Annotated in this window: 28 protein-coding genes; 18 read left to right on the top strand and 10 right to left on the bottom strand. The window is 65.9% G+C overall.

Annotation, left to right across the window (positions count from 1 at the left end):
- Nucleotides 1–10: 10 nt before the first annotated feature.
- The gene (locus tag AC0KXH_RS17170; protein ID WP_061337559.1) at nt 11–466 is read right to left on the bottom strand and encodes a MaoC family dehydratase; all 456 of its coding nucleotides are present in this window, start codon (nt 464–466) and stop codon (nt 11–13) included.
- Nucleotides 467–634: 168 nt separating this feature from the next.
- Here AC0KXH_RS17170 and AC0KXH_RS17165 point away from each other — a divergent pair, with 168 nt between their 5' ends.
- Genes AC0KXH_RS17165 through AC0KXH_RS17155 form a run of 3 tightly spaced genes read left to right on the top strand, consistent with a single transcriptional unit; the run spans nt 635 to nt 2,314 of the window.
- Complete coding sequence (locus tag AC0KXH_RS17165) at nt 635–997, top strand: CidA/LrgA family protein (RefSeq protein WP_041108128.1); 363 nt, start codon at nt 635–637, stop codon at nt 995–997.
- Complete coding sequence (locus tag AC0KXH_RS17160; protein ID WP_041108126.1) at nt 994–1,713, top strand: LrgB family protein; 720 nt, start codon at nt 994–996, stop codon at nt 1,711–1,713. The genes AC0KXH_RS17165 and AC0KXH_RS17160 overlap by 4 nt, the downstream gene beginning before the upstream one ends.
- A 10-nt stretch (nt 1,714–1,723) precedes the next feature.
- Entirely contained in the window at nt 1,724–2,314 is a 591-nt protein-coding gene (locus AC0KXH_RS17155; RefSeq protein WP_213151349.1) for an LON peptidase substrate-binding domain-containing protein, read from the top strand.
- Nucleotides 2,315–2,320: 6 nt separating this feature from the next.
- On the opposite strand, the gene AC0KXH_RS17150 is transcribed toward AC0KXH_RS17155, so the two are convergent.
- On the bottom strand, nt 2,321–3,646 hold the full coding sequence (locus tag AC0KXH_RS17150) for a bifunctional DedA family/phosphatase PAP2 family protein (RefSeq protein WP_488223759.1): 1,326 nt from the start codon (nt 3,644–3,646) through the stop codon (nt 2,321–2,323).
- Between the two features lie 204 nt (nt 3,647–3,850).
- Here AC0KXH_RS17150 and AC0KXH_RS17145 point away from each other — a divergent pair, with 204 nt between their 5' ends.
- The 13 genes from AC0KXH_RS17145 (at nt 3,851) to AC0KXH_RS17085 (ending at nt 15,387) form a co-directional block, all read left to right on the top strand.
- A complete protein-coding gene (locus AC0KXH_RS17145) occupies nt 3,851–5,116 on the top strand; it encodes a glutamate-5-semialdehyde dehydrogenase (RefSeq protein ID WP_312198971.1) in 1,266 nt (421 codons plus the stop codon).
- The gene (gene nadD, locus AC0KXH_RS17140) at nt 5,116–5,760 is read left to right on the top strand and encodes a nicotinate-nucleotide adenylyltransferase (RefSeq protein ID WP_041108118.1); all 645 of its coding nucleotides are present in this window, start codon (nt 5,116–5,118) and stop codon (nt 5,758–5,760) included. The genes AC0KXH_RS17145 and nadD overlap by 1 nt, the downstream gene beginning before the upstream one ends.
- A 14-nt stretch (nt 5,761–5,774) precedes the next feature.
- Nucleotides 5,775–6,134: a ribosome silencing factor gene (gene rsfS, locus AC0KXH_RS17135; RefSeq protein WP_041108116.1), complete on the top strand. Its 360-nt coding sequence runs from the start codon at nt 5,775–5,777 to the stop codon at nt 6,132–6,134.
- A gap of 2 nt (nt 6,135–6,136) precedes the next feature.
- Nucleotides 6,137–6,604: a 23S rRNA (pseudouridine(1915)-N(3))-methyltransferase RlmH gene (rlmH, locus tag AC0KXH_RS17130; RefSeq protein WP_041108114.1), complete on the top strand. Its 468-nt coding sequence runs from the start codon at nt 6,137–6,139 to the stop codon at nt 6,602–6,604.
- Between the two features lie 18 nt (nt 6,605–6,622).
- Nucleotides 6,623–8,512, top strand: a complete 1,890-nt coding sequence (mrdA, locus tag AC0KXH_RS17125) for a penicillin-binding protein 2 (RefSeq protein WP_041108112.1) — start codon at nt 6,623–6,625, stop codon at nt 8,510–8,512.
- Entirely contained in the window at nt 8,509–9,654 is a 1,146-nt protein-coding gene (rodA, locus tag AC0KXH_RS17120) for a rod shape-determining protein RodA (RefSeq protein WP_041108110.1), read from the top strand. Before mrdA ends, rodA begins: the two co-directional genes overlap by 4 nt.
- 56 nt (nt 9,655–9,710) lie before the next feature.
- On the top strand, nt 9,711–10,682 hold the full coding sequence (gene mltB, locus AC0KXH_RS17115) for a lytic murein transglycosylase B (RefSeq protein ID WP_488224621.1): 972 nt from the start codon (nt 9,711–9,713) through the stop codon (nt 10,680–10,682).
- The gene (locus AC0KXH_RS17110; protein WP_043222159.1) at nt 10,679–11,659 is read left to right on the top strand and encodes a septal ring lytic transglycosylase RlpA family protein; all 981 of its coding nucleotides are present in this window, start codon (nt 10,679–10,681) and stop codon (nt 11,657–11,659) included. The genes mltB and AC0KXH_RS17110 overlap by 4 nt, the downstream gene beginning before the upstream one ends.
- Nucleotides 11,660–11,707: 48 nt before the next feature.
- Nucleotides 11,708–12,865 carry a D-alanyl-D-alanine carboxypeptidase family protein gene (locus AC0KXH_RS17105; RefSeq protein WP_041108104.1) on the top strand — a complete coding sequence of 386 codons (1,158 nt, stop codon included), beginning with the start codon at nt 11,708–11,710 and terminating at the stop codon, nt 12,863–12,865.
- A gap of 62 nt (nt 12,866–12,927) precedes the next feature.
- On the top strand, nt 12,928–13,212 hold the full coding sequence (locus tag AC0KXH_RS17100; protein ID WP_041108102.1) for a DUF493 domain-containing protein: 285 nt from the start codon (nt 12,928–12,930) through the stop codon (nt 13,210–13,212).
- Nucleotides 13,212–13,880: a lipoyl(octanoyl) transferase LipB gene (gene lipB, locus AC0KXH_RS17095; RefSeq protein ID WP_237145704.1), complete on the top strand. Its 669-nt coding sequence runs from the start codon at nt 13,212–13,214 to the stop codon at nt 13,878–13,880. The genes AC0KXH_RS17100 and lipB overlap by 1 nt, the downstream gene beginning before the upstream one ends.
- Nucleotides 13,867–14,844: a lipoyl synthase gene (gene lipA, locus AC0KXH_RS17090; protein ID WP_061341401.1), complete on the top strand. Its 978-nt coding sequence runs from the start codon at nt 13,867–13,869 to the stop codon at nt 14,842–14,844. Before lipB ends, lipA begins: the two co-directional genes overlap by 14 nt.
- Before the next feature lie 198 nt (nt 14,845–15,042).
- Nucleotides 15,043–15,387 carry a hypothetical protein gene (locus tag AC0KXH_RS17085; protein ID WP_041108096.1) on the top strand — a complete coding sequence of 115 codons (345 nt, stop codon included), beginning with the start codon at nt 15,043–15,045 and terminating at the stop codon, nt 15,385–15,387.
- 61 nt (nt 15,388–15,448) lie between these two features.
- Here AC0KXH_RS17085 and AC0KXH_RS17080 read toward each other — a convergent pair whose 3' ends face one another.
- The 4 genes from AC0KXH_RS17080 to leuS all read right to left on the bottom strand — a co-directional run bounded on the left by AC0KXH_RS17080 (nt 15,449) and on the right by leuS (nt 21,165).
- On the bottom strand, nt 15,449–16,744 hold the full coding sequence (locus AC0KXH_RS17080) for a lytic murein transglycosylase (RefSeq protein ID WP_212542608.1): 1,296 nt from the start codon (nt 16,742–16,744) through the stop codon (nt 15,449–15,451).
- Between the two features lie 89 nt (nt 16,745–16,833).
- Nucleotides 16,834–17,865 (bottom strand): DNA polymerase III subunit delta, encoded by a 1,032-nt coding sequence (gene holA, locus AC0KXH_RS17075; RefSeq protein WP_041108092.1) that lies wholly within the window; start codon nt 17,863–17,865, stop codon nt 16,834–16,836.
- Nucleotides 17,866–17,907: 42 nt separating this feature from the next.
- Nucleotides 17,908–18,513 (bottom strand): LPS-assembly lipoprotein LptE, encoded by a 606-nt coding sequence (locus tag AC0KXH_RS17070; RefSeq protein ID WP_041108090.1) that lies wholly within the window; start codon nt 18,511–18,513, stop codon nt 17,908–17,910.
- 45 nt (nt 18,514–18,558) lie between these two features.
- A complete protein-coding gene (gene leuS / locus AC0KXH_RS17065) occupies nt 18,559–21,165 on the bottom strand; it encodes a leucine--tRNA ligase (RefSeq protein WP_213151358.1) in 2,607 nt (868 codons plus the stop codon).
- A gap of 242 nt (nt 21,166–21,407) precedes the next feature.
- Here leuS and AC0KXH_RS17060 point away from each other — a divergent pair, with 242 nt between their 5' ends.
- Both AC0KXH_RS17060 and AC0KXH_RS17055 read left to right on the top strand, forming a co-directional pair.
- Complete coding sequence (locus AC0KXH_RS17060) at nt 21,408–21,854, top strand: hypothetical protein (protein WP_061337568.1); 447 nt, start codon at nt 21,408–21,410, stop codon at nt 21,852–21,854.
- A 63-nt stretch (nt 21,855–21,917) separates the two neighbouring features.
- Nucleotides 21,918–22,739 (top strand): YdcF family protein, encoded by an 822-nt coding sequence (locus tag AC0KXH_RS17055; RefSeq protein ID WP_488223758.1) that lies wholly within the window; start codon nt 21,918–21,920, stop codon nt 22,737–22,739.
- Here AC0KXH_RS17055 and lnt read toward each other — a convergent pair.
- The 4 genes from lnt to AC0KXH_RS17035 form a co-directional block, all read right to left on the bottom strand.
- Nucleotides 22,692–24,209, bottom strand: coding sequence for an apolipoprotein N-acyltransferase (gene lnt, locus AC0KXH_RS17050; RefSeq protein ID WP_488223757.1), 1,518 nt, complete (start codon nt 24,207–24,209; stop codon nt 22,692–22,694). The two genes, AC0KXH_RS17055 and lnt, sit on opposite strands and share 48 nt — an antisense overlap.
- Nucleotides 24,210–24,338: 129 nt before the next feature.
- On the bottom strand, nt 24,339–25,187 hold the full coding sequence (locus AC0KXH_RS17045) for a CorC family transporter (protein ID WP_041108081.1): 849 nt from the start codon (nt 25,185–25,187) through the stop codon (nt 24,339–24,341).
- 10 nt (nt 25,188–25,197) lie between these two features.
- Entirely contained in the window at nt 25,198–25,680 is a 483-nt protein-coding gene (gene ybeY, locus AC0KXH_RS17040; RefSeq protein ID WP_041108079.1) for an rRNA maturation RNase YbeY, read from the bottom strand.
- Complete coding sequence (locus tag AC0KXH_RS17035; protein ID WP_061337571.1) at nt 25,677–26,681, bottom strand: PhoH family protein; 1,005 nt, start codon at nt 26,679–26,681, stop codon at nt 25,677–25,679. Before AC0KXH_RS17035 ends, ybeY begins: the two co-directional genes overlap by 4 nt.
- Nucleotides 26,682–26,813: the final 132 nt, after the last annotated feature.

The raw sequence follows: 26,813 nt of genomic DNA, 5'->3' as shown, positions 1-26,813 counted from the left end.
TGGGTGACGCTCAGAGAATGCAGAGCGCCAGGGTCTCGGCGACGTAGGCCGGCTTCTCCGCGCCCTCGATCTCCATCACCGCGCGGCCCTTGAGCAACCACTGGCCGGGATTCTTTTCGTAGGCGTCGAGCAGCGTCAGCGCCAGGCGAACCCGCGAGCCGACGCGCACCGGCTGGATGAACCGCAGGCTGTCGAGCCCGTAGTTGACGCCCATCCGGGTGCCGGCGGGCGTGACCATCAGGCCTTCCATCAGCATCGGCATCAGCGACAGCGAGAGGAAGCCGTGGGCGATGGTGCCGCCGAACGGAGTTTCGCGCGCGCGCTCCGGATCGACGTGGATGAACTGATGATCGCCGGTGCAGTCGGCGAAACGGTCGACTCGCTCCTGGTCGACGGTCAGCCAGTCGGAGTGGCCGAGTTCCTTGCCGATGTAATCCTTGAGTTGTTCGATCGGTACCTGCGGCATGTGACCTCCTGAGACTTGTTGTTGTCCGGCTAGATCAGCACGCCATCGAGTGGGCGACAACTCGCATGACCTGCACGAATGCCCGGGCATAGCTCGCACGCCGGCCGATATTCCTGCCGCCTGGCACGGGCGGCTTATACTCGCTGCATTTCAACGGGAGGCTTTTCTATGCTGCTTCGCGGCTTGACCTGGCTGGTGCTGTTCCAGCTGCTTGGCACCGTCGTGAACGTGCTCGTGCTGCCGATGCTGCCGGGGCCGATCATTGGCATGGTGCTGTTGTTTCTCGCGCTGTTGCTCCGAGGTAGCGCCAGCGACTCCATCCAGCTGGCGGCCAGCAGTCTGCTGCGCTATCTGCCGCTGCTGCTGGTACCACCGGCGGTGGGCGTGATGGTCTATACCGAGGCGATTCTCGAAGACTTCTGGGCAATCGTCGGCACCCTGGTGATTTCGCTGCTGCTGTCGCTGGTGCTGACCGGGCGGCTGATGCAGGCGCTGATTCGTCGGCAGCAGCGCCAGAGGGAACAGGCATGACGGCCCTGCAATGGCACGCCGCCTGGCAGGCGCTGATCCACCATCCGCTGTTCGGCGTCGGCATCACGCTGGCCGCCTTCCAGCTGGCCTTTGCCGCCTATGAGAAGACGCGCTGGGTGTTCCTGCAGCCGGTGCTGGTCTCGGCGCTGATGATCATCGCCATCCTGCTGCTGTGTGGCCTGGCCTATGAGGATTACGCCGGCAGTTCGCGCCTGCTCACGCTCATGCTCGGCCCGGCGACCGTCGCGCTGGCGGTACCGCTGTACCTGAACATGCGGCGTATCCGTGAACTCTTCGTGCCGATCGTGGTGACCCTGTTGGTGGCCGGGTCGGCGGCTACGGCGCTGGGCATGGGTCTGGCCTGGCTGTTCGGTGCCGACCAGATGATTCTCATGACGCTGGCGCCGAAGTCGGTGACCTCGCCGATCGCCATGCTGGTGGCCGAGCAGATCGGCGGCGTGGTCGCGCTGGCGGCGGTGTTCGTCATGCTGACCGGCGTGCTCGGCGCGATCCTGGGGCCGGAACTGTTGCGCCGCTGCGGGGTTCTCCATCCTGCGGCCCGCGGCATGGCGCTCGGCCTGACCGCACACGCGGTCGGCACCGCCCAGGCGCTGCAGGAGGGTGACGAGTGCGGTGCATTCGCCGCGCTGGCGATGAGCCTGATGGGCGTGATGACCGCCGTGCTGCTGCCGCTGGTGGTATCCCTGTTGCTGTGATGGAGCCGTTATGAATCTGCCGCTGTTCCCGCTCGATACCGTGCTGTTTCCCGGTTGCGTACTGGATCTGCAGCTGTTCGAGCCGCGCTATCTGGACATGGTCAGCGCCTGCCTGAAGGCCGGCCACGGCTTTGGCGTGGTGCGCATTCTCGAGGGTCACGAAGTGGGCCCGGCGCCGAGCGCCCATGCCATGGTCGGCTGCGAGGCCCTGATTCGCGACTGGCAGCAGCGCCCCAATGGCCTGTTGGGAATTCGCGTCGAGGGGGGCCGGCGTTTCGATGTGCAGTCGACCGAGGTGCAGCGCGATCAGTTGCTGGTCGCCGAGGTGAGCTGGCGCGACGAGGTCTGCGACCGGGCGCTCGATGCCCAGTACGAGGACTTGCTGGTGCTGCTGCAGGCGCTCGGGCAGCACCCGATGGTGCGAACGCTGGGCATGCCGGGCGAAATCCGCGGGCAGGCCGAGCTGGCGAGCAAACTGGCCTACCTGCTGCCGTTCGAAACCGCACAGAAGCTCCAGTTGCTCGCGACCGACGAGCCCGCCGAGCGCCTGCAACTGATCCAACAGTGGCTGGAACGGTTGCAGGGCGATGTGCCCGATTAGCGCAGGTCAGCCGGCCACGTAGTGGTAGAGCTGCAGCGCATCCGGCAGGCGCCAGGCGGCGAAGGCGCCGAGCAACGCCAGGCAGGCCGGCAGTAGCAGCCACCAGACACGCGCGCTGAGCGCCGGTAGCGGGCGATGCCACTGCACCAGGGTCAGGCTGGTCGCGCACAGGGTGGCGGCCAGCAGCGCGCCGGCCAGTACGTCGGTGGCCCAGTGCACACCCAGGTACATGCGTGAAAGGGCGATCGCCGTGGCCGGCAGACAGGCCAGCAGCAGCCAGGTCAGCCGCATGCGTGGTGGCTGCTCGCGACCGGCCAGCACACCGAGCACGAGAAAGAAGGCGAACGCCGCCGAACTGTGGCCACTGGGAAAGCTGTAACTGGTCAGAGGCTCGCTGAGTACCTCCGGGCGCAGGCGCGCGAACGTCGCCTTCAGCGCGCCATTGGCCAGTGCGGTGCCGAGCAGGGTGCTGACGGCGAAGGTTGCCGCGCGCCACTGACGCATCGTCAGCAGCAGCAGGCTGAGCAGGGTGGCGGCCCAGAGTTGGGTGTGGAAGTCGCCCAGGCGGGTGATCAGCACCATCGCCTGGTCCATGGCCGCACTGCGCTCACCCTGGATGACGGCCAGCAGGCCTTCGTCGAATATCTTCAGGTATGGCCAGCCGAAGAACAGGCCGGCCAGCAGCGCCAGGGTCGCGCCGGCGGCCAGCAGGGTGATCCAGCGAAACTGCCGCAGGCTGCCGTGGACGATCAGACCGATCACCAGCAAGGTGCCGCCGGCAACGATCGCGGCTTCGCCCCAGAAGCCCTCGGCCAGAGGCAGGCGCATCGCGGCGCCGGCCGTCCAGCCGGGCATCAGGTAGGCCATCGACCAGCCGGCCGCCGCGACCAGGCTGACCAGCAGGAAGCGGCCGAACGGCATGTCCAGCATGCCGGCGGTCATCGGCAGCATCGGCCGTAGCGGCCCGATGAAACGGCCGACGAGCAGGCTGGCGACGCCATAACGGGCGAAGTAGGCCTCCGCGCCTTCCAGCCATTCGGGGTGCTGGCGCAGACCGGGCAGGCCGCGAATGCCGCGGTGATAGCGCCGACCCAGGGCATAGGACAGGAGGTCGCCGAGCAGCCCGCCGACATAGCCCAGCAGCAGCGTCTCGCCCAGGCTCAGCACGCCGTTGCCGGCGAGCACGGCAAGGGCCAGAACCAGCGCCGTGCCGGGCACCAGCAGGCCGACGACCGCCAGGCATTCCAGGCAGGCGACAATGACGAGGGTCAGCCCGAGCCACTGCGGGTTGGCAGCCAGCCAGGCGGTGAGCGAGTCGAGCCAATGGCCCATGCAGGACTTCCTTTGCTACGGAACGATTTCGACCACCGATGCGATGAGCGGTTGCGTGCCGCGATGATAGCCGCGCCCTGGCGGCCTCGGCCGGCGAATTCTTTACCCGCTGCAACAACCGGGCCTTCGGTCGACGCCGCTGGGCGCGGGCGACGCGCCTGGCTATAATCAGCCGCTTTCCCTCCAGATCAGGCCAGCCATACCATGACCGAGTCCGTACTCGACTACATGACCCGTCTGGGCCGCTCCGCACGAGAGGCTTCGCGGGTGCTTGCCCGTGCCAGCACGGCACAGAAGAACCGCGCCCTGCAGGCCGCTGCTCGCGCGCTGGACGCTGCGCGCGACGAACTGGTCGCCGCCAACGAGCAGGATCTGGCCCAGGGGCGGGCCAACGGCCTGGACGCGGCGATGCTCGATCGCCTGGCGCTGACGCCCAAGGTCATCGACAGCATGATCGAAGGCCTGCGCCAGGTCGCGGCGCTGCCCGATCCGATCGGCGCGATCCGCGACATGCGCTACATGCCGTCGGGCATTCAGGTCGGCAAGATGCGAGTGCCGCTGGGCGTGGTCGGGATCATCTACGAGTCGCGGCCGAACGTGACCATCGACGCCGCCAGCCTGTGCCTGAAGTCCGGCAACGCGACCATTCTTCGCGGCGGTTCCGAGGCGATCCATTCCAATCGAGCCATCGCCCGCTGCATCGCTCAGGGCCTGCTCGAGGCCGAGCTGCCGGCAGCCAGCGTGCAGGTGGTCGAGACCACCGACCGCGCGGCTGTCGGTGCGCTGATCGCCATGCCCGAATACGTTGATGTGATCGTGCCGCGCGGCGGCAAGGGGCTGATCGAGCGCATCAGCCGTGATGCGCGAGTGCCGGTGATCAAGCATCTGGACGGCATCTGCCACGTCTACATCGACGTGGCGGCCGATCCGCAGAAGGCCATCCGCATCGCCGACAACGCCAAGACCCAGCGTTTCGCGCCCTGCAACACCATGGAAACCCTGCTGGTGCACCAGGCGATCGCTGCTGAGGTGCTGCCGCCGCTGGCCGCGATCTATCGCGACAAGGGCGTCGAGCTGCGTGGCTGCGCCGCAACGCGGGCGCTGCTGGGAGCCGATGTGCTGGAAGCCACGGAGCAGGACTGGGCGACCGAGTACAACGCGCCGATCCTGTCGATCCGCCTGGTCGATTCGCTCGACGCGGCGATCGAGCACATCAACCGTTACGGCTCGCAGCACACCGACGCGATCGTCACCGAGAACTTTACCGATGCGCGGCGCTTCCTCACCGAGGTGGATTCCAGTTCGGTGATGGTCAACGCCTCGACCCGCTTCGCCGACGGCTTCGAGTACGGCCTGGGGGCGGAGATCGGCATTTCCACGGACAAGCTGCATGCACGCGGGCCGGTCGGCCTGGAAGGGCTGACCAGCGAGAAATACGTGGTGCTCGGCGACGGGCATATTCGCACCTGATGGTTCGGCGCATCGGCATCCTTGGCGGAACCTTCGATCCGGTGCACATCGGCCACCTGCGCGGCGCGCTGGAGGTGGCCGAAATGTTCGATCTGGACGAGCTGCGGCTGATTCCCAACGCGCGTCCGCCCCACCGGGAGACGCCCAGTTGCTCGGCCGAGGACCGCTTGGCCATGGTCCGGCTGGCGGTGGCGGACCTGCCGCCGCTGGCGGTCGATGCGCGCGAACTGGAGCGCGACCGGCCGTCCTATACGCTCGATACGCTGATCTCGCTGCGCGCCGAACTGGCAGCCGAAGATCAGCTGCTGCTCATCGTGGGCTGGGATGCCTTCTGCGGGTTGCCAACATGGCATCGCTGGGAAGAACTGCTCGACTACTGCCATATCCTGGTCCTGCAGCGGCCGGATGCCGGCAGCGAGGCGCCGCAGGCGCTGCAGGACCTGGTGGCGGCGCGCAGCGTGCCCGATCCACAGGCGCTCGCCGGCGCGGCCGGGCAGATCGCCTTTGTCTGGCAGACACCACTGGAGGTGTCTGCCACGCAGATTCGTCAATTGCTGGCCAGTGGCAAGTCGGTGCGCTTCCTGGTGCCCGATGCGGTCCTGGCCTATATCAACGCGCACGGGCTGTACCGGGCGTCGAACTGAGGTTGTTTTCCCCTATGCAAAATGAAGCACTGGTCCAGCTGGCGGTTGCCGCGCTGGAAGATCTGAAAGGCCAGGACATCGTGGTCATCGATGTACGAGGCAAGACCAGCGTTACCGATTACATGGTGATTGCCAGCGGTACCTCCAGCCGCCAGGTCAAGGCGCTGGCCGAGAACGTCCTGGAGAAGGTCAAGGAGCAGGGCGTGCGTCCGCTCGGCAGCGAAGGGCTGGACGGCGGCGAGTGGGCCCTGCTGGACCTCGGCGATGTGGTCGTTCACGTCATGCAGGTGCCGACCCGGCAGTTCTATGACCTCGAGCGTCTCTGGCAGGGCGCCGAACAGAGTCGCGCCCAGCACGGTCAGTCCGCGGAGTAGGTGTGCGCGTCCGCCTGATCGCCGTCGGCTCGAAGATGCCGCGCTGGGTGGAGGAGGGCTGGCAGGAATATGCCCGCCGGCTGCCCGGCGAGCTGCCACTCGAGCTCGCCGAGATCCCGCTCAACACGCGTGGCAAGAATGCTGACGTCGCGCGCTTGATTCGCCAGGAAGGTGAGGCCATGCTGGCGCGCGTCCAGCCTGGCGAGCGAATCGTCACGCTGGAGGTGCATGGCAAACCCTGGAGCACCGAACAGCTGGCCGCCGAGCTCGACCGTTGGCGACTGGACGCACGTAACGTCAACCTCATGGTTGGCGGCCCGGAAGGGCTGGCACCGGAGGTCTGTGCCCGCAGCGAGCAGCGTTGGTCGCTGTCGCCGCTGACCCTGCCGCATCCGTTGGTGCGCGTGCTGGTTGCCGAGCAGATCTATCGCGCCTGGACGCTTCTGTCCGGTCACCCCTATCACAAGTAGTTCGCCGAAGCGCTCGACATGCCGCAGCCGATTCAGCTCAAGGATCACGAAAAAGACGCACTGCTGGTCCGCCGCCGGATCATCGTCGGCGCGCTCGTCGTGCTGCTGCTGTCCGGTGTGCTGGTGGCACGGATGTACTTTCTCCAGGTCATCCAGTTCGACTACCACTCCACGCTGTCGGAAAACAACCGCGTCCATGTGCAGCCGATTCCGCCGAGCCGTGGGCTGATCTTCGATCGCAACGGGCGGGTGATCGCCGACAACCGGCCGAGCTTCAGCCTGACTGTCACCCGCGAGCGCGCCGGCGAATGGCGGGAAGTCCTCGACCGCGTGGTAGAGGTGCTCGAGCTCGGCGCCGAAGAGCGTGAGCTGTTCGAGAAGCGTGTCCTGCAGGGGCGGCGGCCGTTCGAGCCGGTGCCGATCATGTACGAGCTGAGCGAGGAACAGATCGCGCGGATCGCGGTGAACCAGTTCCGCCTGCCGGGCATCGAAGTCGCCGCCCAGCTCGTCCGCCACTACCCGCAGGGTGCGCATTTCGCGCACTCGGTGGGCTATGTCGGGCGGATCAACGAAAAGGAACTGCAGAGCCTGGATCCGGTGAACTACGCCGGCACCCATCACATCGGCAAGACCGGCATCGAGAAGTTCTACGAGGACGTGCTGCACGGCCAGGTTGGCTACGAAGAGGTGGAGACCAACGCGCGCGGTCGCGTGCTGCGCGTGCTCAAGCGCACCGACCCGGTGCCCGGCAAGGACATCACGCTGACCCTCGACCTGAAACTGCAGGAGGCTGCCGAGGCGGCACTGGCCGGGCGTCGCGGTGCGATCGTGGCGCTGCTGCCGAAGACCGGCGAGGTGGTTGCGATGGTCAGCCAGCCGAGCTTCGATCCCAACCTCTTTGTCACCGGCATCAGCTTCAAGGACTACGGTGCGCTGCGCGACTCGATCGACCGCCCGCTGTACAACCGCGTGCTGCGCGGGCTCTATCCGCCGGGTTCGACGATCAAGCCGATGATGGCGATCGCCGGGCTGGATGCCGGGGTGATCACGCCGACCAGCCGCGTCTACGACCCGGGCTACTACCAGTTGCCGAACGTCAAGCACAAGTACCGCAACTGGAACCGCGGCGGCGACGGCTCGGTGGACCTGGAGCTGGCGATCATGCGTTCCAACGACACCTACTTCTACGACATGGCGCATAAGCTTGGGGTCGATCGCATGCATGACTACATGTCGCGCTTCGGCCTGGGCCAGCGCGTGGCGCTGGACATGTACGAGGAAACCGCCGGCCTGATGCCTTCGCGCGAGTGGAAGCGCAGCCGTTACCGGCAGCCGTGGTACCCAGGCGAAACGGTCATTCTCGGTATCGGCCAGGGCTACATGCAGGCCACGCCGTTGCAACTGGCCCAGGCCACGGCGCTGATGGCTACCCGCGGCAAGTGGATTCGTCCGCATCTGGCCCGGCGCATCGGCGGCGAGCCGCCGGTGGATCCGGATCCGATGCCGGATATCGAGCTGCGCGATCCGAAGTTCTGGGACTACTCGATCCACGGCATGGAGCAGGTGCTGCACGGCCCGCGTGGTACCGCGAAGAAGGTTGGCGACAGCGCCGCCTACCGCATTGCCGGCAAGAGTGGCACGGCGCAGGTGGTGGCGATCAAGCAGGGCGAGAAGTACGACAGCTCGCGGCTGGCCGAGCGGCATCGCGACCATGCGCTGTTCGTTGCCTTCGCCCCGGTCCAGGACCCCGAGATTGCGGTGGCGGTGATGGTCGAGAATGGCGAATCCGGCTCGGGCGTGGCCGCCCCGGTCGCCAAGGCGGTGCTCGACGCCTGGCTGCTCGACGACAGTGGTCAGCTGAAGGCGGAATACGCGCCTGCGGCCAAGGCGGAAGGCGAAAAATCATGAGCGGTACCTTCGATCGCACGCTTTCGCGCGAGGACGTGATGCGTCGCCGGGCCACGCTGCTGCAGCGCCTGCACATCGACGGGCTGTTGCTGCTGCTGTTGCTGACGCTGGCGGCGGCCAGCCTGTTCATCCTTTACTCGGCCAGCGGTAAGAACCTCGACCTGCTGATGAAGCAGGCCAGTTCCTTTGGCCTCGGCCTCGGCGCGATGCTGGTAATCGCACAGTTCGAGCCGCGCTTCATGGCACGCTGGGTGCCGCTGGGCTATCTGGTGGTGGTCGGGCTGCTGCTGGTCGTCGAGTTTCTCGGGCACACCGCGATGGGGGCGACGCGCTGGATCAACATTCCGGGCGTGATCCGCTTCCAGCCGTCCGAGTTCATGAAAATCATCATGCCGATGACCATCGCCTGGTATCTGTCGTCGCGCCCCCTGCCGCCACGGCTGAAGCACACGCTGGTCAGCCTGGCGTTGATCGTCGTGCCGTTCGTGCTGATTCTCAAGCAGCCTGATCTGGGGACCTCGCTGCTGATCCTCGCGTCCGGCGCCTTCGTCCTGTTCATTGCCGGGCTGCCCTGGCGCTGGATTCTCGGTGCGGTGACCGCATTGGTGCCGGTCGCCGTCGGCATGTGGTACTTCGTCATGCACGATTATCAGAAGCAGCGCGTGCTGACCTTTCTCGATCCGGAAAGCGATCCGCTCGGTACCGGCTGGAACATCATCCAGTCAAAGGCGGCGATCGGCTCGGGCGGCGTATTCGGCAAGGGCTGGCTGCTCGGCACCCAGTCGCACCTGGATTTTTTGCCGGAAAGCCATACCGACTTTATCATTGCCGTTCTGGCCGAAGAGTTCGGGCTGGTTGGCGTTTGCCTGTTGCTGGTGCTCTACCTGCTGCTGATCGCGCGGGGGCTGACCATTACCGTGCAGGCACAGACGCTGTTTGGCAAACTGCTCGCCGGTGCGTTGACCATGACGTTCTTCGTCTATGTCTTCGTCAACATCGGCATGGTCAGCGGCTTGCTGCCCGTGGTGGGGGTGCCGCTTCCCTTTATCAGCTACGGTGGAACTTCGCTGGTGACCCTGCTGTCAGGGTTCGGGGTTTTGATGTCGATCCACACCCATCGCAAGTGGATCGCCCAGGTTTGATGAGAGTGAATTCCTTGATTCCTACAACGCGTGTCTGGATGACGCGAACGCTCCGCATGCTGGGGCTGGTCGGCGTCTTCGCCGGCGCGCAGTCGGCCATTGCCGGCGACTACCAGGGCCCGGCGGTGGACCAGTTCATCGACGAAATGACCCAGGAATACGGCTTCGCGGCCGAGCAGCTGCACGAGCTGTTCGGCCAGGCGCAGCGCAAGCAGGCGATCCTCGACGCGATTTCGCGGCCGGCCGAGCGGGTCAAGCCGTGGAAGGAGTATCGTCCGATCTTCATCACCGACTCGCGCATCGCCCAGGGGGTGGACTTCTGGCGGCAGAACGAGGCGGCCTTGGCGCGCGCCGAGGCCGAGTTCGGTGTTCCGGCACAGGTGATCGTCGCGATCATCGGCGTCGAAACCTTCTACGGACGCAATACTGGCAACTACCGGGTGATCGATGCTTTGTCGACGCTGGGCTTCGATTATCCGCCGCGCCAGCCGTTCTTCCGCCAGCAGCTCAAGGAATTCCTCCTGCTTGCCCGTGAGGAGCAGGTCGATCCGCTGACGCTCAAGGGGTCCTACGCCGGCGCGATGGGGCTGCCACAGTTCATGCCGAGCAGCTTCCGCGCCTATGCGGTGGATTTCGACGGCGACGGCCACATCGACATCTGGAGCAATCCGGTCGATGCGATCGGCAGCGCCGCGAGCTATTTCAAGCAGCATGGCTGGGTGGCTGGCGAGCCGGTGGTCGCACGTGCCGAGGTCGACGGCCCGGAACACGAGAAGGGGCTGACAGTCGGTCTCGAGCCGGTGCTCGATGCCGCCGCGCTGCGTGGCCTGGGCTGGCGTACCGATACGCCGGTGGCCGATGGCACCGCGGTAACCGCCTTTCGCCTGGAAGGCGCCGAGGGTGACGAATACTGGGTCGGCCTGCCGAATTTCTACGTGATCACGCGCTACAACCGCAGCGTGATGTACGCCATGGCAGTGCATCAGCTGTCCGAGAAGCTCGCGCAAGCCAAGGGAGCGACGCTATGAAGGCACGTCGCGGGCTGTCGGCGCTGACGCTTGCCTGCGTGGTCGTGGCCGGCTGCTCGTCTGCTCCGGGGCCGCGCGATACGAGCGGCGGCCAGGCCGGCGCCGCTGGGAGCTACGCCAGGCCCCACAAGGATGGCGCGCCCTGGTGGGACGTCGATGTCTCGCAGATCCCCGATGCCACGCCGATGCCTCATTACGGCCCGGTCAAGGCCAATCCCTACACGGTGCTCGGCAAGACCTATTACCCGATGAACGATGGCCGGCGCTATGCGGAGGTCGGCACAGCGTCCTGGTATGGCACCAAGTTTCATGGCCAGGCCACGGCCAATGGCGAAACCTACGACCTGTATGGGATGAGCGCGGCGCATAAGACCCTGCCGTTGCCGAGCTACGTCAAGGTGACCAACCTGGACAACGGCCGCAGCGTCACGCTCAGGGTCAATGATCGCGGGCCCTTCTATTCCGATCGCATCATCGATCTGTCCTTTGCCGCGGCGAAGAAGCTCGGTTACGCCGAAAGCGGCACGGCGCGGGTCAAGGTCGAGGGCATCGACCCGGAGCAGTGGTGGGCGGCGCGCGGCAAGGCCGTGCCGATGGTGCTGGCCCAGCCCGCGGCCGCCAAGCCGGCGGCTGGCTCCATCGCTCAGCCGGTCGAGCGCTATACACCGCCGCCGCAGCAACACGCCGCGGCCGTGCTGCCGGTCGAGGTCGAGCCCGCCTCGCAGCGCGCGAACGGTAACGAGGGGCTGTATCTGCAGGTCGGCGCCTTTGCCAATCCGGACGCCGCCGAACTGCTCAAGGACAAGTTGGCGGGCGTGGTCACCGCGCCGGTGTTCGTCAGCTCGGTCGTGCACAACCAGCAGATTCTGCATCGTGTGAGGCTTGGGCCGATCAAGACGCAGAGTGAGGCCACACAGCTCGAGCAGAGCGTGCGGCTTGCCAATCTCGGTCAGCCCCGGCGAGTCAAGGCTGACTGAGTCCGCGCCATTTCGTGGCACCCGATACACCAACCCATCGAGAACCGGATGAACATCACCATTTACCTGAAACGCTTCATGGTCCTGGCCCTGCTGACGATCGCGCCGGCGGTCTGGGCGGCACCGATCATCCCCTCACCACCGCAGCTGGCCGCCAAGTCCTATCTGCTGATGGATGCCGCCAGCGGCAACGTGCTGGTGGAAAACAATGGCGACGAGCGCCTGCCGCCGGCGAGCCTGACGAAGCTGATGACCGCCTACATCGCCACCCTGGAAATCAAGAAGGGGCAGATCAGCGACAGCGACATGGTCACTGTGAGCGAAAAGGCCTGGCGCACGGGCGGCTCGCGCATGTTCATCCAGGTCAATAGCCAGGTCTCGGTGGGCGACCTGCTGCATGGCGTGATCATCCAGTCCGGCAACGATGCCAGCGTAGCGCTGGCCGAGCATATCGCCGGCAGCGAGGAGGCCTTCGCGGACCTGATGAACGCGACTGCCCAGCGCCTGGGTATGAACAACACCCATTTCATGAATGCCACCGGGTTGCCGCATCCCGAGCATTACTCCTCGGCTGCCGACATGGCCAAGCTGGCGCGCGCGATCATTCACGAGGACCCGGCGCACTATGCGATCTATGCGCAGAAGGAGTTCCTCTGGAACAACATCAAGCAGCCGAACCGCAACCTGCTGCTGTGGCGCGACAAGACCGTCGATGGCCTGAAAACCGGTCACACCGAAGAGGCCGGCTACTGCCTGGTCGCTTCGGCCGTGCGTGACGGCATGCGTCTGATCGCGGTGGTGTTCGGCACCAACAGCGAGCAGGCCCGCGCGGCCGAGACGCAGAAGCTGCTGACCTACGGCTTCCGCTTCTTCGAAACCCGGACCTTCTACCAGAAGGGTGTGGAGCTGGCGCAGCAGCAGGTCTGGAAAGGCGAGCAGGACAAGGTCAAGGCTGGCCTGGCCGAAGACCTGACGCTGACTCTGCAGCGCGGCCAGCTGGACAAGCTGCAGGCCTCGATGAGCTTCGCCGATACGCTGATCGCACCGATTGCGCAGGGCCAGGTGATTGGCAAGGTCGAGGTCAAGCAGGGTGAGCAGGTGCTGCACACCAGCGATCTGATCGCGCTGGAAGCCGTGGAGGAGGGTGGGCTGTTCCGTCGTCTGTGGGATAGTATTCGCCTGTTCTTCTTCAGCCTGTTCAACTGACGCGTTCGCGCACCGGTGCTCACCAGGCCGCCGGTGCGCCTTGCGGATCACGGGTCCGTCTCATGACCGATACCTCTAACGACGCCCAGGCGCCGAAAATCGAATTTCCCTGCGAGCGCTACCCGATCAAGGTGATCGGTGATGCCGGTGACGGCTTCCGTGAGTTGATCATCGAAGTCATTCAGCGGCATGCGCCCGGACTGGACGAGTCCAGCGTGGTGTTGCGCGACAGTCGCAACGGGCGTTTCCTCTCCGTCCAGGTGCTGATCACCGCGACCGGCGTCGAGCAGCTGCAGGCCATCCACACGGACCTGCGGGCGACCGGCCGCGTGCATATGGTCCTGTAATGGCGTCTGGCGAGCTTGTCGTGCGCGAGTGCGGTCTGGTCGAGTACCAGACCGCCTGGCGCGCGATGCAGCGTTTCACCAACGAGCGTGGGCCGCAGACGCCGGACGAACTCTGGCTGCTGCAGCATCCCCCGGTATTCACCCAGGGCCAGGCCGGCAAGGCCGAGCACCTGCTGTCCCCCGGCGAGATCCCGGTAGTGCAGGCTGATCGCGGAGGGCAGGTGACCTACCACGGTCCCGGCCAGCTGATCTGCTACCTGCTGCTGGATGTGAGGCGGCTGGGCATTGGCGTTCGCCAGCTGGTCTCGCTGATCGAGCAGAGCATCGTCGAGGTGCTCGCCGAGCGGGGCGTGACTGCGGCGGCCAAGGCCGATGCCCCGGGCGTCTACGTCGATGGCGCGAAGATCGCCTCCCTCGGCCTGCGCATTCGCAACGGACGCTCCTTCCACGGCCTGGCGCTTAACGTGGACATGGATCTGCAGCCCTTCCGGCGAATCAACCCCTGCGGTTATGCCGGGCTGGCCATGACCCAGCTGCGTGACCTCATCGCCGAACCGGTCGAACTGGAAGAGGTCGCGCACAGCTTGCGCGATCGTCTCGCCGACCACCTTGGCTATACGCAACAGAAGACCCTTGCGGGCGGAATCGAAAGCTATGAGTACTGTTGAAACGACGGACAAGCGACCGGCGAAAGTCGAGGCGGGGGTCAAGCTGCGTGGCGCCGAGAAGGTGGCGCGCATCCCGGTGAAGATCATTCCCACCGACGAGTTGCCGAAGAAGCCCGACTGGATTCGGGTGCGTATCCCGGTTTCGCCGGAGGTCGAGAATATCAAGCAGACCTTGCGCAAGCACAGGCTGCACAGCGTCTGCGAGGAAGCCTCCTGCCCGAACCTGGGCGAATGCTTCTCCAGCGGGACCGCCACCTTCATGATCATGGGCGACATCTGTACGCGTCGCTGCCCGTTCTGCGATGTGGGGCATGGCCGGCCGAAGCCGCTCGATCCGGACGAGCCGAAGAACCTGGCCCAGGCCATCGCCGACATGCGTCTGAAGTACGTGGTGATCACATCGGTGGATCGCGACGACCTGCGCGACGGTGGCGCCCAGCATTTCGCCGACTGCCTGCGGGAGATCCGCAAGCTGTCGCCATCGATCCAGCTCGAAACCCTGGTGCCCGATTATCGCGGGCGCATGGACATCGCTCTGGACATCACCGCCAGCGAGCCGCCGGATGTCTTCAATCACAACCTGGAAACGGTGCCGCGGCTGTACCGCTCCTCGCGTCCGGGGTCTGACTTCGAGTGGTCGCTGGACCTGTTGCAGAAGTTCAAGGAGCGCGTGCCCGGTATCCCCACCAAGTCCGGCCTCATGCTCGGCCTCGGCGAGACGGACGAGGAGGTCATCGAGGTGATGCAGCGCATGCGCGAGCATGACATCGACATGCTCACGCTCGGCCAGTACCTGCAGCCCTCGCGCAACCACCTGCCGGTGCAGCGCTTCGTCCATCCGGACACTTTTGCCTGGTTCGCCGACGAAGCCGAGAAGATGGGTTTCAAAAACGTCGCCTCGGGCCCGTTGGTGCGCTCCTCCTATCACGCCGACCAACAGGCGCATGCCGCCAAGGGCGAGTGACCTAGAAAGGCCCGGCAATCGCCGGGCCTTTTTCCATGTAGTGGCTTTTCCTCTTGACCTGATGCACCGGGATGCTGACGGCTGCCTGAAAAAACCACAGGATCGTTAGTTAGCTTGGCAAGTAAATTGCGTCATTCCGCCGCATTAGACTTTGGTCTATAGTGTCGGCCGTCAACATCAGGCCGAGGGCCATAGCTCATGAACCACCCCCAGTTGAAGAATCTGCTCGATGATCTGGATACCGCCAAGGTCGAATGCGACGCGATGAGTCGCTTGGTGGTGACGCGCCTGGCCAAGCAGCACATTCCCTATCGCGCCATGCTGGGGCAGGTCGAGCTCGACGGAAAAGTGGTCAAGCCGCATTTCTGGGTCGAGGCCGATGGTTGCGTCATCGACTACCGTGCTCGGCAGCGCCTCGGTGGCGATGAGCGGGTCCCGCACGGCGTCGTGCCGCGGGAGTCGGTTCGCGCCCACTATCAAGGCCAGCAGATCGTCATCGATCCACTGCCGGATTATCTCTACGAAGTGGCCGTGAAGCACTGAGCGGACCGCAGCGTCAAATGAAAAGCCCCGGATTCCGGGGCTTTTTCGTTGCCGTGATCGCTCAGGGACGCGCGCGCAGACGGCCCAGCAGCTCCTGGGTGGGGTGCCCGTCGGCCGGCCAGCCGAGGGTTTGCTGAAAACCGCGTATCGCCTTGCGCGTATTGGCGCCGATGATGCCGTCGGCCGTGCCGGGGTCGTAACCCTGGCGCGCAAGGCGCTCCTGCAGTTCCAGCCGCTCGGAGCGGCTCAACGGTTGTTCGTCACGCGGCCATTCGCCGGCGACCTCGCCACGGCCGCGAAAACGATCGGCCAGCAGGCCGATCGCCAGCGCGTACGAAGACGAGTTGTTATAGCGAAGGATGCTACGGAAGTTATCCAGCACCAGGAACGCGGGGCCGCGGTGCCCGGCCGGCAACAGCAAGCTGGCCTGCGCGCTGTCGTCGCCGTCCGGAATGCCGGCGATGCCCAGCGCACGCCAGTCCCCGAGCGGCTTGCGGATGCTGGCATCGGCCAGGGCGTAGTCGAACCCCGAGGGCAGGCGCACTTCCGTACCCCAGGGTTGATGGAGGCTCCAACCCGAGGCTTGCAGGTAGTGGGCAGCCGATGCCAGTGCGTCAGCCGCGCTGCCCCAGATGTCGCGGCGACCGTCGCCGTCGAAGTCGACCGCGTGGGTGTTGTAGGTGGTGGGAATGAACTGGGTTTGGCCCATGGCGCCGGCCCAGGAGCCGCGCATCCGCTCGGGGCGGACGTCGCCGCTCTGGAGGATCTGCAAGGCGGCGAGCAGCTGGGTGCGAGCGAACTCCGGCCGCCGGCCTTCGTGAGCGAGGGTGGCCAGCGAGCGAATGACCGACTTGTCGCCCATGATCTGGCCAAAGCTGCTTTCCAGACCCCACACGGCGACAAGCGCCTGGCGATCCACACCGTAGCGGTCTTCGATGCGGGCCAGCGTGTCGGCATGTTCGGTCAATAGCCTTTTGCCGCGCTCGACGCGTTGCGTCGAAAGCGCCCCGTCGAGATATGCCCAGACTGGGCGAGTGAATTCCGGCTGGCTGCGGTCGGCAGTGATGACGGTCGGGTCCGGAGTCACGCCAGCGAAGGCTTCGTCGAATACGCGGGGACTGATGCCCGCGGCCAGCGCCTGCTGCCGAAACTGATCGCGCCATTCAGCAAAACCCGGCAATGGCAGTGCCGCGGGGGCGCCGGCCGTCGGCGCCTCTGCGGTGCTCTGACTTGCCGATGAAGCGGGCTGGGGCGCATAGCTCTCGGCGAGCGGCTTGGCGGCGCAGGCCACCAGCCCTAGCGCCGTGCCGGCGACCAGCGTGCGTAGCAACAGCACGGGAACGAAGGGGTAGAACATCACCACTCTCGATGGGGAAATCGGCTGAGAACATTATCACGCTTTGTGCGGCTTGCGCGGGGCAGGCGACCGCCTGTGCCACGCTTGGCTCAGCGGGTCAGGATGCGCGTGCCAGCCAACTGCAGGCACAGATCGGCCAGCCCGGTCCAGGGATTGCCTTCGGCCTGGCCCTTGATCTGGGCATCGATGCGCTGGGCATCCATCAGCAGCTGGTTCCAGCGTTGCGCGCTGTGCCGCTGCAAGGCCTTGGAAACGAGTGGCCTGCGTTTGTCCCACACCGGAGGCCGCGCCTGGGCGAAGGCCTTCTCGAGTGGCAGGCCCTGGGCGTATTGCTGAGCAATGCCGGCCAGCAGGCGCAGCTCGCGGGCCAGGGCCCAGAGGATCACGGGTGGCTCGATGCCTTCGCCACGCAGGCCTTCGAGCATGTGCAGGGCATGGCTGGCGTGGCCGTGCAGGCAGGCGTCGATCAGGCCGAATACGTCGTAGCGGGCGCTGTCGGCTACCGCGGCCTGGACCGTCTCGGCGTTGATCTGCCCGCCTTCGGCCAGCAGCTTGAGCTTTTCGATCTCCTGGGCAGCGGCGAGGAGGTTGCCCTCGACGCGCGCCGCGATCATTTCCACCGCTTCCTGGTCAGCGGCCAGGCCGGCCTGCGCCAGGCGCTGACGGATCCACTGGGGCAGCTGCGCGGCGTCGACCGGCCAGATCTGCACGAACTGCACATCCTTGCCGTCGATCAGCGCCTTGGCCCACTTGGTCTTTTGCGTGCTGCCGTCGAGCTTCGGCAGGCTGATCAACAGCACGGTGTCTTCGGCCGGGCGCGCCAGATAATCGAGCAGGGCCGCGGCACCCTTGTCGCCGGGCTTGCCGTTGGGGATGCGCAGTTCGATCAGGCGCTTCTCGGCGAACAGTGACAGGCTGGCGCCAGCCTCGATCAGCTGACCCCAGTCGAAGCCGGTCTCGACATTGAACACCTGACGTTCGCTGAAACCCTGGCCACGCGTCGCCTGGCGGATCGCGTCACAGGCTTCCTGGCAGAGCAGATGCTCGTCGCCGCAGACCACGTAAACCGGGGCCAGCGAACCCTGCAGGTGCTTGGCGAGTTGGGCGGGGGAGAGTTTCATTGACGGCAAACGAGAGGAGCCGCGGCGGCGGCTCCTCCGGCTTCACTGCAGCGGCAGCTGGATCGGCGACTGCAGGGGCTGCGCGCCCTGCTCGCGCCGAGCGGCTTCGAGCGCCTCGGCCTCGGCGCGAGCCCTGGCCTCCGCCTCTTGCTGCAGCTGGTCGAGCTGGGCCGGGGTAATGCGCTGGATGCGCATGACCACTTGCTGAATCAGCTCGCGGCGCATTTCCTGGCGCAGCTGCTCGGCTTCCTGGTCGGAACCGATCAGGTTGTTCTCGTCGTGTACGTAGACCTTCTGCACTTCGACGTTGTCCTCGAGCAGCAACCGATCCTGCGGGCCGCGGAACTGATAGGTCAGCTCGCTGGTGAGCTCGTACTCGGCACTGCGCGCCGCGCTGGTGTAGCTGGCGACGCGCTGGCGGGTGCTCTCTTTGACCAGATCCAGGCGGTAGCGGGCGCCGGGATGGACGCGCACATCGTTGCGCTCGAGTACATCCTCGAGCTGCTGGCGGGTTTCGCCATAGCTGTTGCGCGCCTGCAGATCGAGCTCCTTGAGGCCGAACTGCACATCGCCGGTGCCGCGCAGCTGGAAGCCGCAGCCACCGAGGAGGGCGGCCAGGCCCAGCACAGCCAGATTCCGTTTGATCATCTGTATATCCCTCGTGGGCTCCCCGCCTGCAGCGTCGGAGCCGAATCAGTTAGCGACGATGTTGACCAGCTTGCCCGGAACCACGATGACCTTGCGGATGGTCAGGCCTTCGGTGAAGCGCAGCACGTTCTCGTTGCCGCGCGCGGCGGCCTCCACCTCTTCCCGGCTGGCGCTGGCCGGCACTTCGATCTGGCCACGCAGCTTGCCGTTGACCTGAACCACCAGAGTCAGGCTGTCCTGCACCAGGGCGGACTCGTCGACCTTCGGCCACTGCGCGTCGATGATCGCGCCCGGCTTGCCCAGCTGCTGCCAGAGTTCGTGGCAGATATGCGGGGTGATCGGGGCCAGCAGCAGGGCGACGGTCTCCAGGCCTTCCTGCAGCAGGGCACGGTCCTGCTCGCTGGCAGTCGGCGCCTTCTCCAGCACGTTCATCAGCGTCATCACCTGGGCGATGGCGGTGTTGAACTTGTGGTGCTGGCCGACATCGGTGCTGGCCTGCCTGATCGCCAGATGAATCGCGCGGCGCACGGCCTTCTGCTCGTCGTTCAGTGTGGCCAGATCGAGCGTACCCGGCAGCCCGGCGCTGACGTGTGCGTGGGCCAGACGCCAGACGCGGCGCAGGAAGCGGCTGGCGCCCTCGACGCCGGAGTCGGACCATTCCAGGCTCATGTCCGGCGGCGAGGCGAACATCATGAACAGACGGCAGGTGTCGGCGCCGTAGGCATCGATCATCGCCTGCGGGTCGACGCCGTTGTTCTTCGACTTGGACATCTTCTCGGTGCCGCCGATTTCCACCGGCTGCCCGTCGGTCTTCAGCCTGGCACCGATGACCTTGGCCTTGGCATCACGCTCGACCTCGACGTCGGCCGGGTTGAACCAGTCTTTGCCGCCGTTTTCCAGGGTGCGGTAGTAGGTTTCGGCGACCACCATGCCCTGGGTCAGCAGGTTCTTGAACGGCTCGTTGGAACTGACCAGGCCCTCGTCGCGCATCAGCTTGTGGAAAAAGCGCGCGTAGAGCAGGTGGAGGATGGCGTGTTCGATACCGCCGATGTACTGGTCCACCGGCAGCCAGTGGTTGGCAGCCGCAGGGTCGACCATGCCCTGGTCGTAGTTCGGGCTGGCGTAGCGGGCGAAGTACCAGGACGACTCGACGAAGGTGTCCATGGTGTCGGTTTCGCGCTTGGCAGGTGCGCCGCACTTCGGGCAGCTGCACTCGTAGAACTCAGGCATCTTCGCCAGCGGCGAGCCGGCGCCATCCGGCACCACGTCTTCGGGCAGCACGACCGGCAGTTGGTCTTCTGGCACCGGCACGTCGCCACAGCTGTCGCAATGGATGATCGGGATCGGGCAGCCCCAGTAGCGCTGGCGGCTGATGCCCCAGTCGCGCAGGCGGAATTGGGTGCGCGCCTGGCCGAGGCCTTTCTTCTGCAGCGCCACTTCGATGGCGTCGAAGGCGCCTTCGAAATCCAGGCCGTCATAGATGCCGGAGTTGATCAGCTGACCGTGCTCGCCGTAGGCGTCCTGCCAGGGCGCGGGCGTCTCGTCGCCGGCGCTGGTGCGCACCACCGGCTTGATCGGCAGACCGTACTTGCTGGCGAATTCGAAGTCGCGCTCGTCATGCGCCGGCACGGCCATGACCGCGCCTTCGCCATAGTTCATCAGGACGTAGTTGGCGACCCATACCGGCAGCAGTTCACCGGTCAGCGGATGTTGCACGCGCAGGGAGGTGGCCAGGCCTTTCTTTTCCTGGGTGGCGATGTCGGCTTCGGCGACGCCGCCGCGCTTGCACTCGTCGATGAAGGCCTGCAGCTCGGGGTTGTTCTGCGCGGCGAGAGTGGCCAGCGGATGTTCCGCTGCAACGGCCACGTAGGTCGCACCCATCAGCGTATCGGGGCGGGTGGTGAAGACCTTCATCACCCCCTCGCTGCCGATGCTGGCGACATCGTAGGGGAAGCTGATCTCCATGCCGCGCGACTTGCCGATCCAGTTGCGCTGCATGGTCTTGACCTGCTCGGGCCAGCCGTCCAGCTCGTCCAGACTCTCCAGCAGCTCATCCGCGTAGGCGGTGATCTTGAAGTAGTACATCGGGATTTCGCGCTTCTCGATTAGCGCGCCCGAACGCCAGCCGCGGCCATCGATGACCTGCTCGTTGGCCAGCACGGTCTGGTCGACCGGGTCCCAGTTCACGGTGCCGTTCTTGCGGTAGATCACGCCCTTCTCGAACAGGCGGGTGAACAGCCATTGTTCCCAGCGGTAGTAGTCCGGCTTGCAGGTGGTGACTTCGCGCGACCAGTCGATGGCCAGACCCAGCGATTTCAGCTGGGCCTTCATGTAGGCGATGTTCTCGTAGGTCCACTTCGCCGGCGCCACCTGGTTCTTCATCGCGGCGTTCTCGGCCGGCATGCCGAAGGCGTCCCAGCCCATGGGCTGCAGGACGTTCTTGCCCTGCATGCGCTGATAGCGTGCGATCACGTCGCCGATGGTGTAGTTGCGCACGTGCCCCATATGCAGCTTGCCGCTGGGGTAGGGGAACATCGACAGGCAATAGAAGGTGTCCTTGCCGGGTTCCTCGCTGACTTCAAAGGACTTGTTCGCTTCCCACTGGGCTTGGGCGGCGGCTTCGATTTCGCGGGGCAGATACTGTTCGTGCATGGCTACTGGCGTTGAGGAGAGGGCGGGCGCTCCGCCGCGGCGAGTCAGACGACGGCTCGGAAGACCGATCCGTGGGCGCGCGAGGCTGCGGGCAGAGGCATGGAAGCGCCGTAGCATACATGACCCTTTGCAGCCTAGGGAAACCTGATTTGCCGTCCGAGTCGCTTTGCCATCCGTCGTGTTGGGGGTGGCCAGCCAGGGCTGAGCTACGCTTTGTGCAAGGGGAAGCGAGGTAGCTAGAGATGATCAAAGAGCCACCGGATCGGGGCAACCTGTACGGGCGTGTGCTGCGGCGCCTGTCCCTGGCGTTGGAGCAGGCCGAGCGTGATGGATCGGCCGGCGTCGGCGAGGCGGGCGAGCTCGAGGTCGACGGCCTGACACCTGCCGAATGCGAGCTGATCAGGGCCTACCTGAGCGGTGACGAACGCTGGCTGTCGGGCTGGCATGCCGCCGCTCAGGAGCATGCCCGCCTGTCTCGCCCGCGCCCTAAGACCGTGGTGCGTGGCGCACCGGAAAAACGCTCGGCACCGCGCGAGGCACAGAACCGCTTTGCCCTGCGCCAGTCGCTCAATTGTGCGCTGTGCCAGGCCGAGGTGCATTGGCCGGAAGGTGCGGGACCTGCCTGCTGCGAGGCCTGCGGGTCGCAGCTGCTGCGCGCAAGGCGCTTGCGTCGGCATGAGCGGCACTGATGCAGGGCCGTAAGACTAGCGGTTAGAGTGGCGGGCACCTGCTGAGAGACAAGGGGTTGCCGGGTGCCGATTCGCTATTTCTTCAAACAGCTGCTACTTCCTCCGGGCGGCTTTGTGCTGCTGCTGGCCTTTGCCTGGCTCCTGCGGCGCCGGCGGCCGCGGTTCGCCGCGCTGTGCTTCGCCATCGGTCTTGGCGGCCTGACGGCAATGAGCCTGCCGGTGTTCGTCGAGTGGGGTGCCAGACTGCTCGAGCGTGAGCCGGCGCTGGCCGAGGCGCGCTGGGGCGGGCTGGCAGCCGAGGCGGGAGCCATCGTCGTGCTCGGCGCCGGGCGTGAGCTCGCCGATCCGGCCTGGGGCGGCGACCAGCCGGGCCATCTGGCGCTCGAGCGGCTGCGCTATGCGGCACGTCTGGCGCGTGCCAGCGGGCTGCCGATCCTCACCAGCGGCGGGCTGCACTTCGGCCAGCCGCCGAGCGAGGCATATATCGGTGCCGAGGTATTGCAGCGCGACTTCCAGGTGCCGACCCGCTGGCTGGAGGAGCGCAGCCGTACGACCTGGGAGAATGCTGTCTACAGCGCGCGAATGCTCAAGGCGGCCGGCATCGAGCGGGTCGTGCTGGTGACCTCTGCGGTGCACATGCCGCGCTCGCGCTGGTGCTTCGAGCAGAACGGCATCGAGGTCGTCGCCGCACCGGTGGGGTTCATGGGCGTGCCCAACGGGCGCCCGCTGGGTGGTTGGCTCCCGGAAGCCAAAGCGGTGTGGCAGACCAGCCTGCTGATCAACGAGGCCGCCGGAATGCTCGTCTATCCGCTGCTGTACCGCCCAGCGGTGGGCGTATCACCCGCGCCCCCGGTTGCAGCCGATCAAGGCCCAGCCCAGCAGTAACGAACAGACCAGCACCAGCGGCCAGGAGCGCCAGCGCAGGTAGGGCGTCAGCCCTTGCATGGCGCTGACTTCTCCGTAAAGCACGGCCTCTTCGAACTGCGGCACCCCTTCGGTAACGCGGCCGAACGGGTCGATCAGCACGGTGATGCCGTTGTTCGTCGCGCGGATCATCCAACGGCCGGCTTCCAGGGCGCGCATCTGGGCCATCTGCAGGTGCTGCAGCGGGCCGATGGAGCGGCCGAACCAGGCGTCGTTGCTCACCGTCAGCAGCAGGTCGCTGTCGGCGGCGAGTGCGGCGGCGAATTCCGGGTAGACCACCTCGTAGCAGATATAGGGAGCGATCTGCAGCCCCTTGGCCTGCAGCAGTGGTTGGCCAGGCTGGCCGCGGGCGAAGTCGGACATGGGCAGGTCGAAGAAGGCGATCAGTCCGCGCAGCAGGTCCTGCAGCGGAACGTACTCGCCGAAGGGGACGAGTTTCTGCTTGAGGTAGGTGCCGCTGCCTTCGCCGGTGACCGTCAGGCCGTTGTAATAGCGCAGTTCGCCGGCATCGTTGGGCTGGCGTACCGGCACCCCGGTGATCAGCGCCGAATCGCGCTGTCGGGCGAAGCCGGCCATCATCGACAGGTAGCCTTCGGCATGTTCCTTGAGGATCGGCACGGCGGTTTCCGGCCAGACGATGAGGTCGGCGGGTCGGCTGCGGAAGGTCATGTCGCGGTACAACACCAGCTGCATTTCCAGCTGCTTGGGATCCCACTTTAGGCTCTGGTGGACGTTGCCCTGCACCGCCACGACGCTCAGCGGGTCGCCCTTGGGTTGCGTCCAGGCATGCTCGTCGAGCAGCGCTCCAGTCAGCCAGGGCGCAACCAGCAGCAGGGCCGCGGCGGCCAGCTGCGAGGGCCGACCGCGCATGCGCGGCAGGTTTACCAGCAGTGCCGCGCTGAGGCTGATGGCAAAGGTCAGGAGCCAGACGCCGCCTAGCGGCGCCAGCCCGGCGAGCGGCCCATCCAGCTGACTGTAGCCGGCATAGAGCCACGGAAAGCCGGTCAGCAGCCAGCCGCGCAGGGCGTCCAGCGCGAGCCACAGGGCGGCGAAGCCAAGTGCGTCGCGCAGGGGTGTCTGCTGTCCACGCAGCCAGCGCGCCCAGAGCCAGCCGAAGAGCATGAAGAACAGCGCCAGCCCGGCGACGAAGCCAAGCGTTAGCAGGCCGGCAAGCGCCGGCGAGGCCGCGCCGAAATCGTGGATGCTGACGTAGACCCAGCTCACGCCGGAAGCGAACAGGCCGAAACCGTAGCACCAGCCGCGTCGCGCAGCCTGGCCCGGGGCGAGTTCGCGCAGACCGAGGAACAGGAGGGCGATCGAGACGAGCGCCAGCGGCCAAAGGTCGAACGGCGCCAGCGCCAGCGTGGTAAGCGTGCCTGCGACAAGCGCCAGCAGATTGCCGAGCCAGCCAGGACGGGTGATCCAGGACATCGATTTTCCTTGCGGGACAAATGCAGGCGAGGCTACGGCCATGCTCGGCCTGCCGCAAGCGAAGCGCGTTTACGTGGCGAGGCGCAGGCCGCGTGCGGGCGGCAGAAACCCGCCACGGCCCTCGGTCGCTCAGTGCGCCTCGCGCTCCAGGCGCGACAGGCGCAGCATGTGGACGCGGCGGCTGTCGGCATTGAGCACGCGCACACGGAAACCGTCGATCTCGATCACTTCGTTGCGCTTGGGCAGATGGCCGAAGGCATTCATCACCAGGCCGGCAACGGTGTCGAACTCGTCGTCGGGGAAGGCGACCTCGAAGTAGTCGTTGAACTCGTCGATCGGCGTCAGCGCCTTGACCAGGAAATCGCCGGAGGGCAGCGGGCGGATATAGCTGTCTTCCTCGACGTCGTGCTCGTCCTCGATGTCGCCGACGATCTGCTCCAGCACGTCCTCGATGGTGACCAGGCCGGCGACGCCGCCATATTCGTCGATGACCACGGCCATGTGGTTGTGGTTGGCGCGAAACTCGCGCAGCAATACGTTCAGGCGCTTGGATTCGGGCACGAAGGTGGCCGGGCGCAGCAGATCCTTGATGTTGAAACTCTGCTGTTCGCCTTGCAGGACCAGCGGCAGCAGATCCTTGGCCAGCAGGATGCCGATCACCTCGTCGAGGCTCTCGCCGACTACCGGGTAGCGCGAATGCGCGGCTTCGATGATTGCCGGAAGGAACTCTCGCGGCGACTGGTCGGCGCGAATGCTGATGACCTGCGAGCGCGGCACCATGATGTCGCGCACCTGCAGGTCGGCGACCTGGATGGCGCCCTCGACGATGGCCAGGGCCTCGCTGTCGAGCAGCTTGTTGTCGTGGGCCTCGCGCAGGATCTCCAGCAGCTCCTGGCGGTTCTTGGGTTCGTGGGCAAAAGCCTGGGTGATTTTCTCCAGCCAGGACTTCTGCCCGCTGATCGATCGGTCTTCGCTCATGTCGTGTGGCTCAGTGGTCCATGCGGTGGCCCGTTTCGGGCTGTTGTTCGGCATAGGGGTCGGGGTGGCCGAGTTCGGCCAGAAGCTCGCGTTCCAGCGCTTCCATTTCCTCGGCCTCGTCGTCCTCGATATGGTCGTAACCCAGCAGATGCAGGCAGCCGTGGATGACCAGGTGGGCCCAGTGCGCCTGGCTCGGCTTGCCCTGCTCGGCGGCTTCGCGCTCGACCACTGGCGCGCAGATCACCAGGTCGCCGAGCAGCGGAATGTCGAGGATGCCGTCTGGCACATCGGCCGGAAACGACAGCACGTTGGTGGCGTAGTCCTTGTGCCGCCAGGTGCGGTTGAGCTCGCGCCCTTCGGCTTCGTCGACCACCCGAATGGTCAGCTCGGAATCGGCGCTGCGTTGCCGCAGGGCCAGCTCGCACCAGCGTTGGAAGTCGGCCTGCGACGGCGCTTGCGCCTCCGAGGCCAGCTGCAGATCGAGTTCGATCACGACGGCGATTCCTGATTCGCCCGTCGGGCCGGCATCGGCTGCGGCTCTTCGAAGGCGTCATAGGCCTCGACGATGCGCTGCACCAGGGGGTGGCGCACCACGTCCTTGGGCTGGAAATGGGTGAAGCTGATGCCCTTGACGTCGCGCAGCACGTCGATCACGTGCGCCAAACCGCTCTTGGTGCCGCGCGGCAGGTCGACCTGGGTGATGTCGCCGGTGATCACCGCGGTGGAGCCGAAGCCGATACGCGTCAGGAACATCTTCATCTGCTCCTGGGTGGTGTTCTGGCTCTCGTCGAGGATGATGAAGCTGTTGTTCAGCGTGCGGCCGCGCATGTAGGCCAGCGGTGCAATCTCGATCACCTGCTTCTCGATCAGCCGCGCCACGTGCTCGAAACCGAGCATTTCGTAGAGCGCGTCGTACAGCGGGCGCAGATAAGGATCGATCTTCTGCGCCAGGTCGCCGGGCAGGAAGCCGAGTTTCTCGCCGGCTTCGACCGCCGGGCGGACCAGCAGGATGCGCCGTACCTGTTCGCGCTCCAGTGCATCCACCGCACAGGCGACCGCCAGATAGGTCTTGCCGGTGCCTGCCGGGCCGATGCCGAAATTGATGTCGTTGTCGAGGATGGCCTTGACGTAGCGCTGCTGATTGGCCCCGCGCGGGCGGATGTTGCCCTTGCGCGTGCGCAGGCTCACGCCCTGGTTGGCGCTGGGGTTGGCCAGCTCCTCCATGCCCGACTCCTGCAGGAACAGGTGGACCATGTCCGGCGACAGCTCGGTGGTCTTGGTTTCGCGGTAGAGGCGGCGCAGCAGGTTTTCCGCGGACTTGGCAGCGTCCTGCGGGCCGACCAGTTCGAACTGGTTGCCGCGGTTGCGGATTTCCAGGGCCAGGCGCTGTTCGATCAGTCGCAGGTGCTCGTCGAACTGGCCGCAGAGGTTGGCGAAGCGGCGTGCTTCAAAGGGTTCGAGGGTGAAGCGATGAGGTTCTATGGGTGCGTTCAAGGGCTTTCGATATGGCCGTAGGCGGCGAATTGGTGAAAAGAGAATAGCGCCGCCGCGGCAAAGCCGAAAGCTGGCGCTTGTTCGGTTCCCGGGCCGGTTGACGTCGGTCAGTCCGGCCGGGCACCGAGGCGC

The sequence above is a fragment of the Stutzerimonas sp. CXK-1 genome (assembly GCF_057738225.1).
The sequence above is the reverse complement of the archived record's forward strand: the minus strand, read 5'-3'. Positions and strand labels throughout refer to the sequence as shown.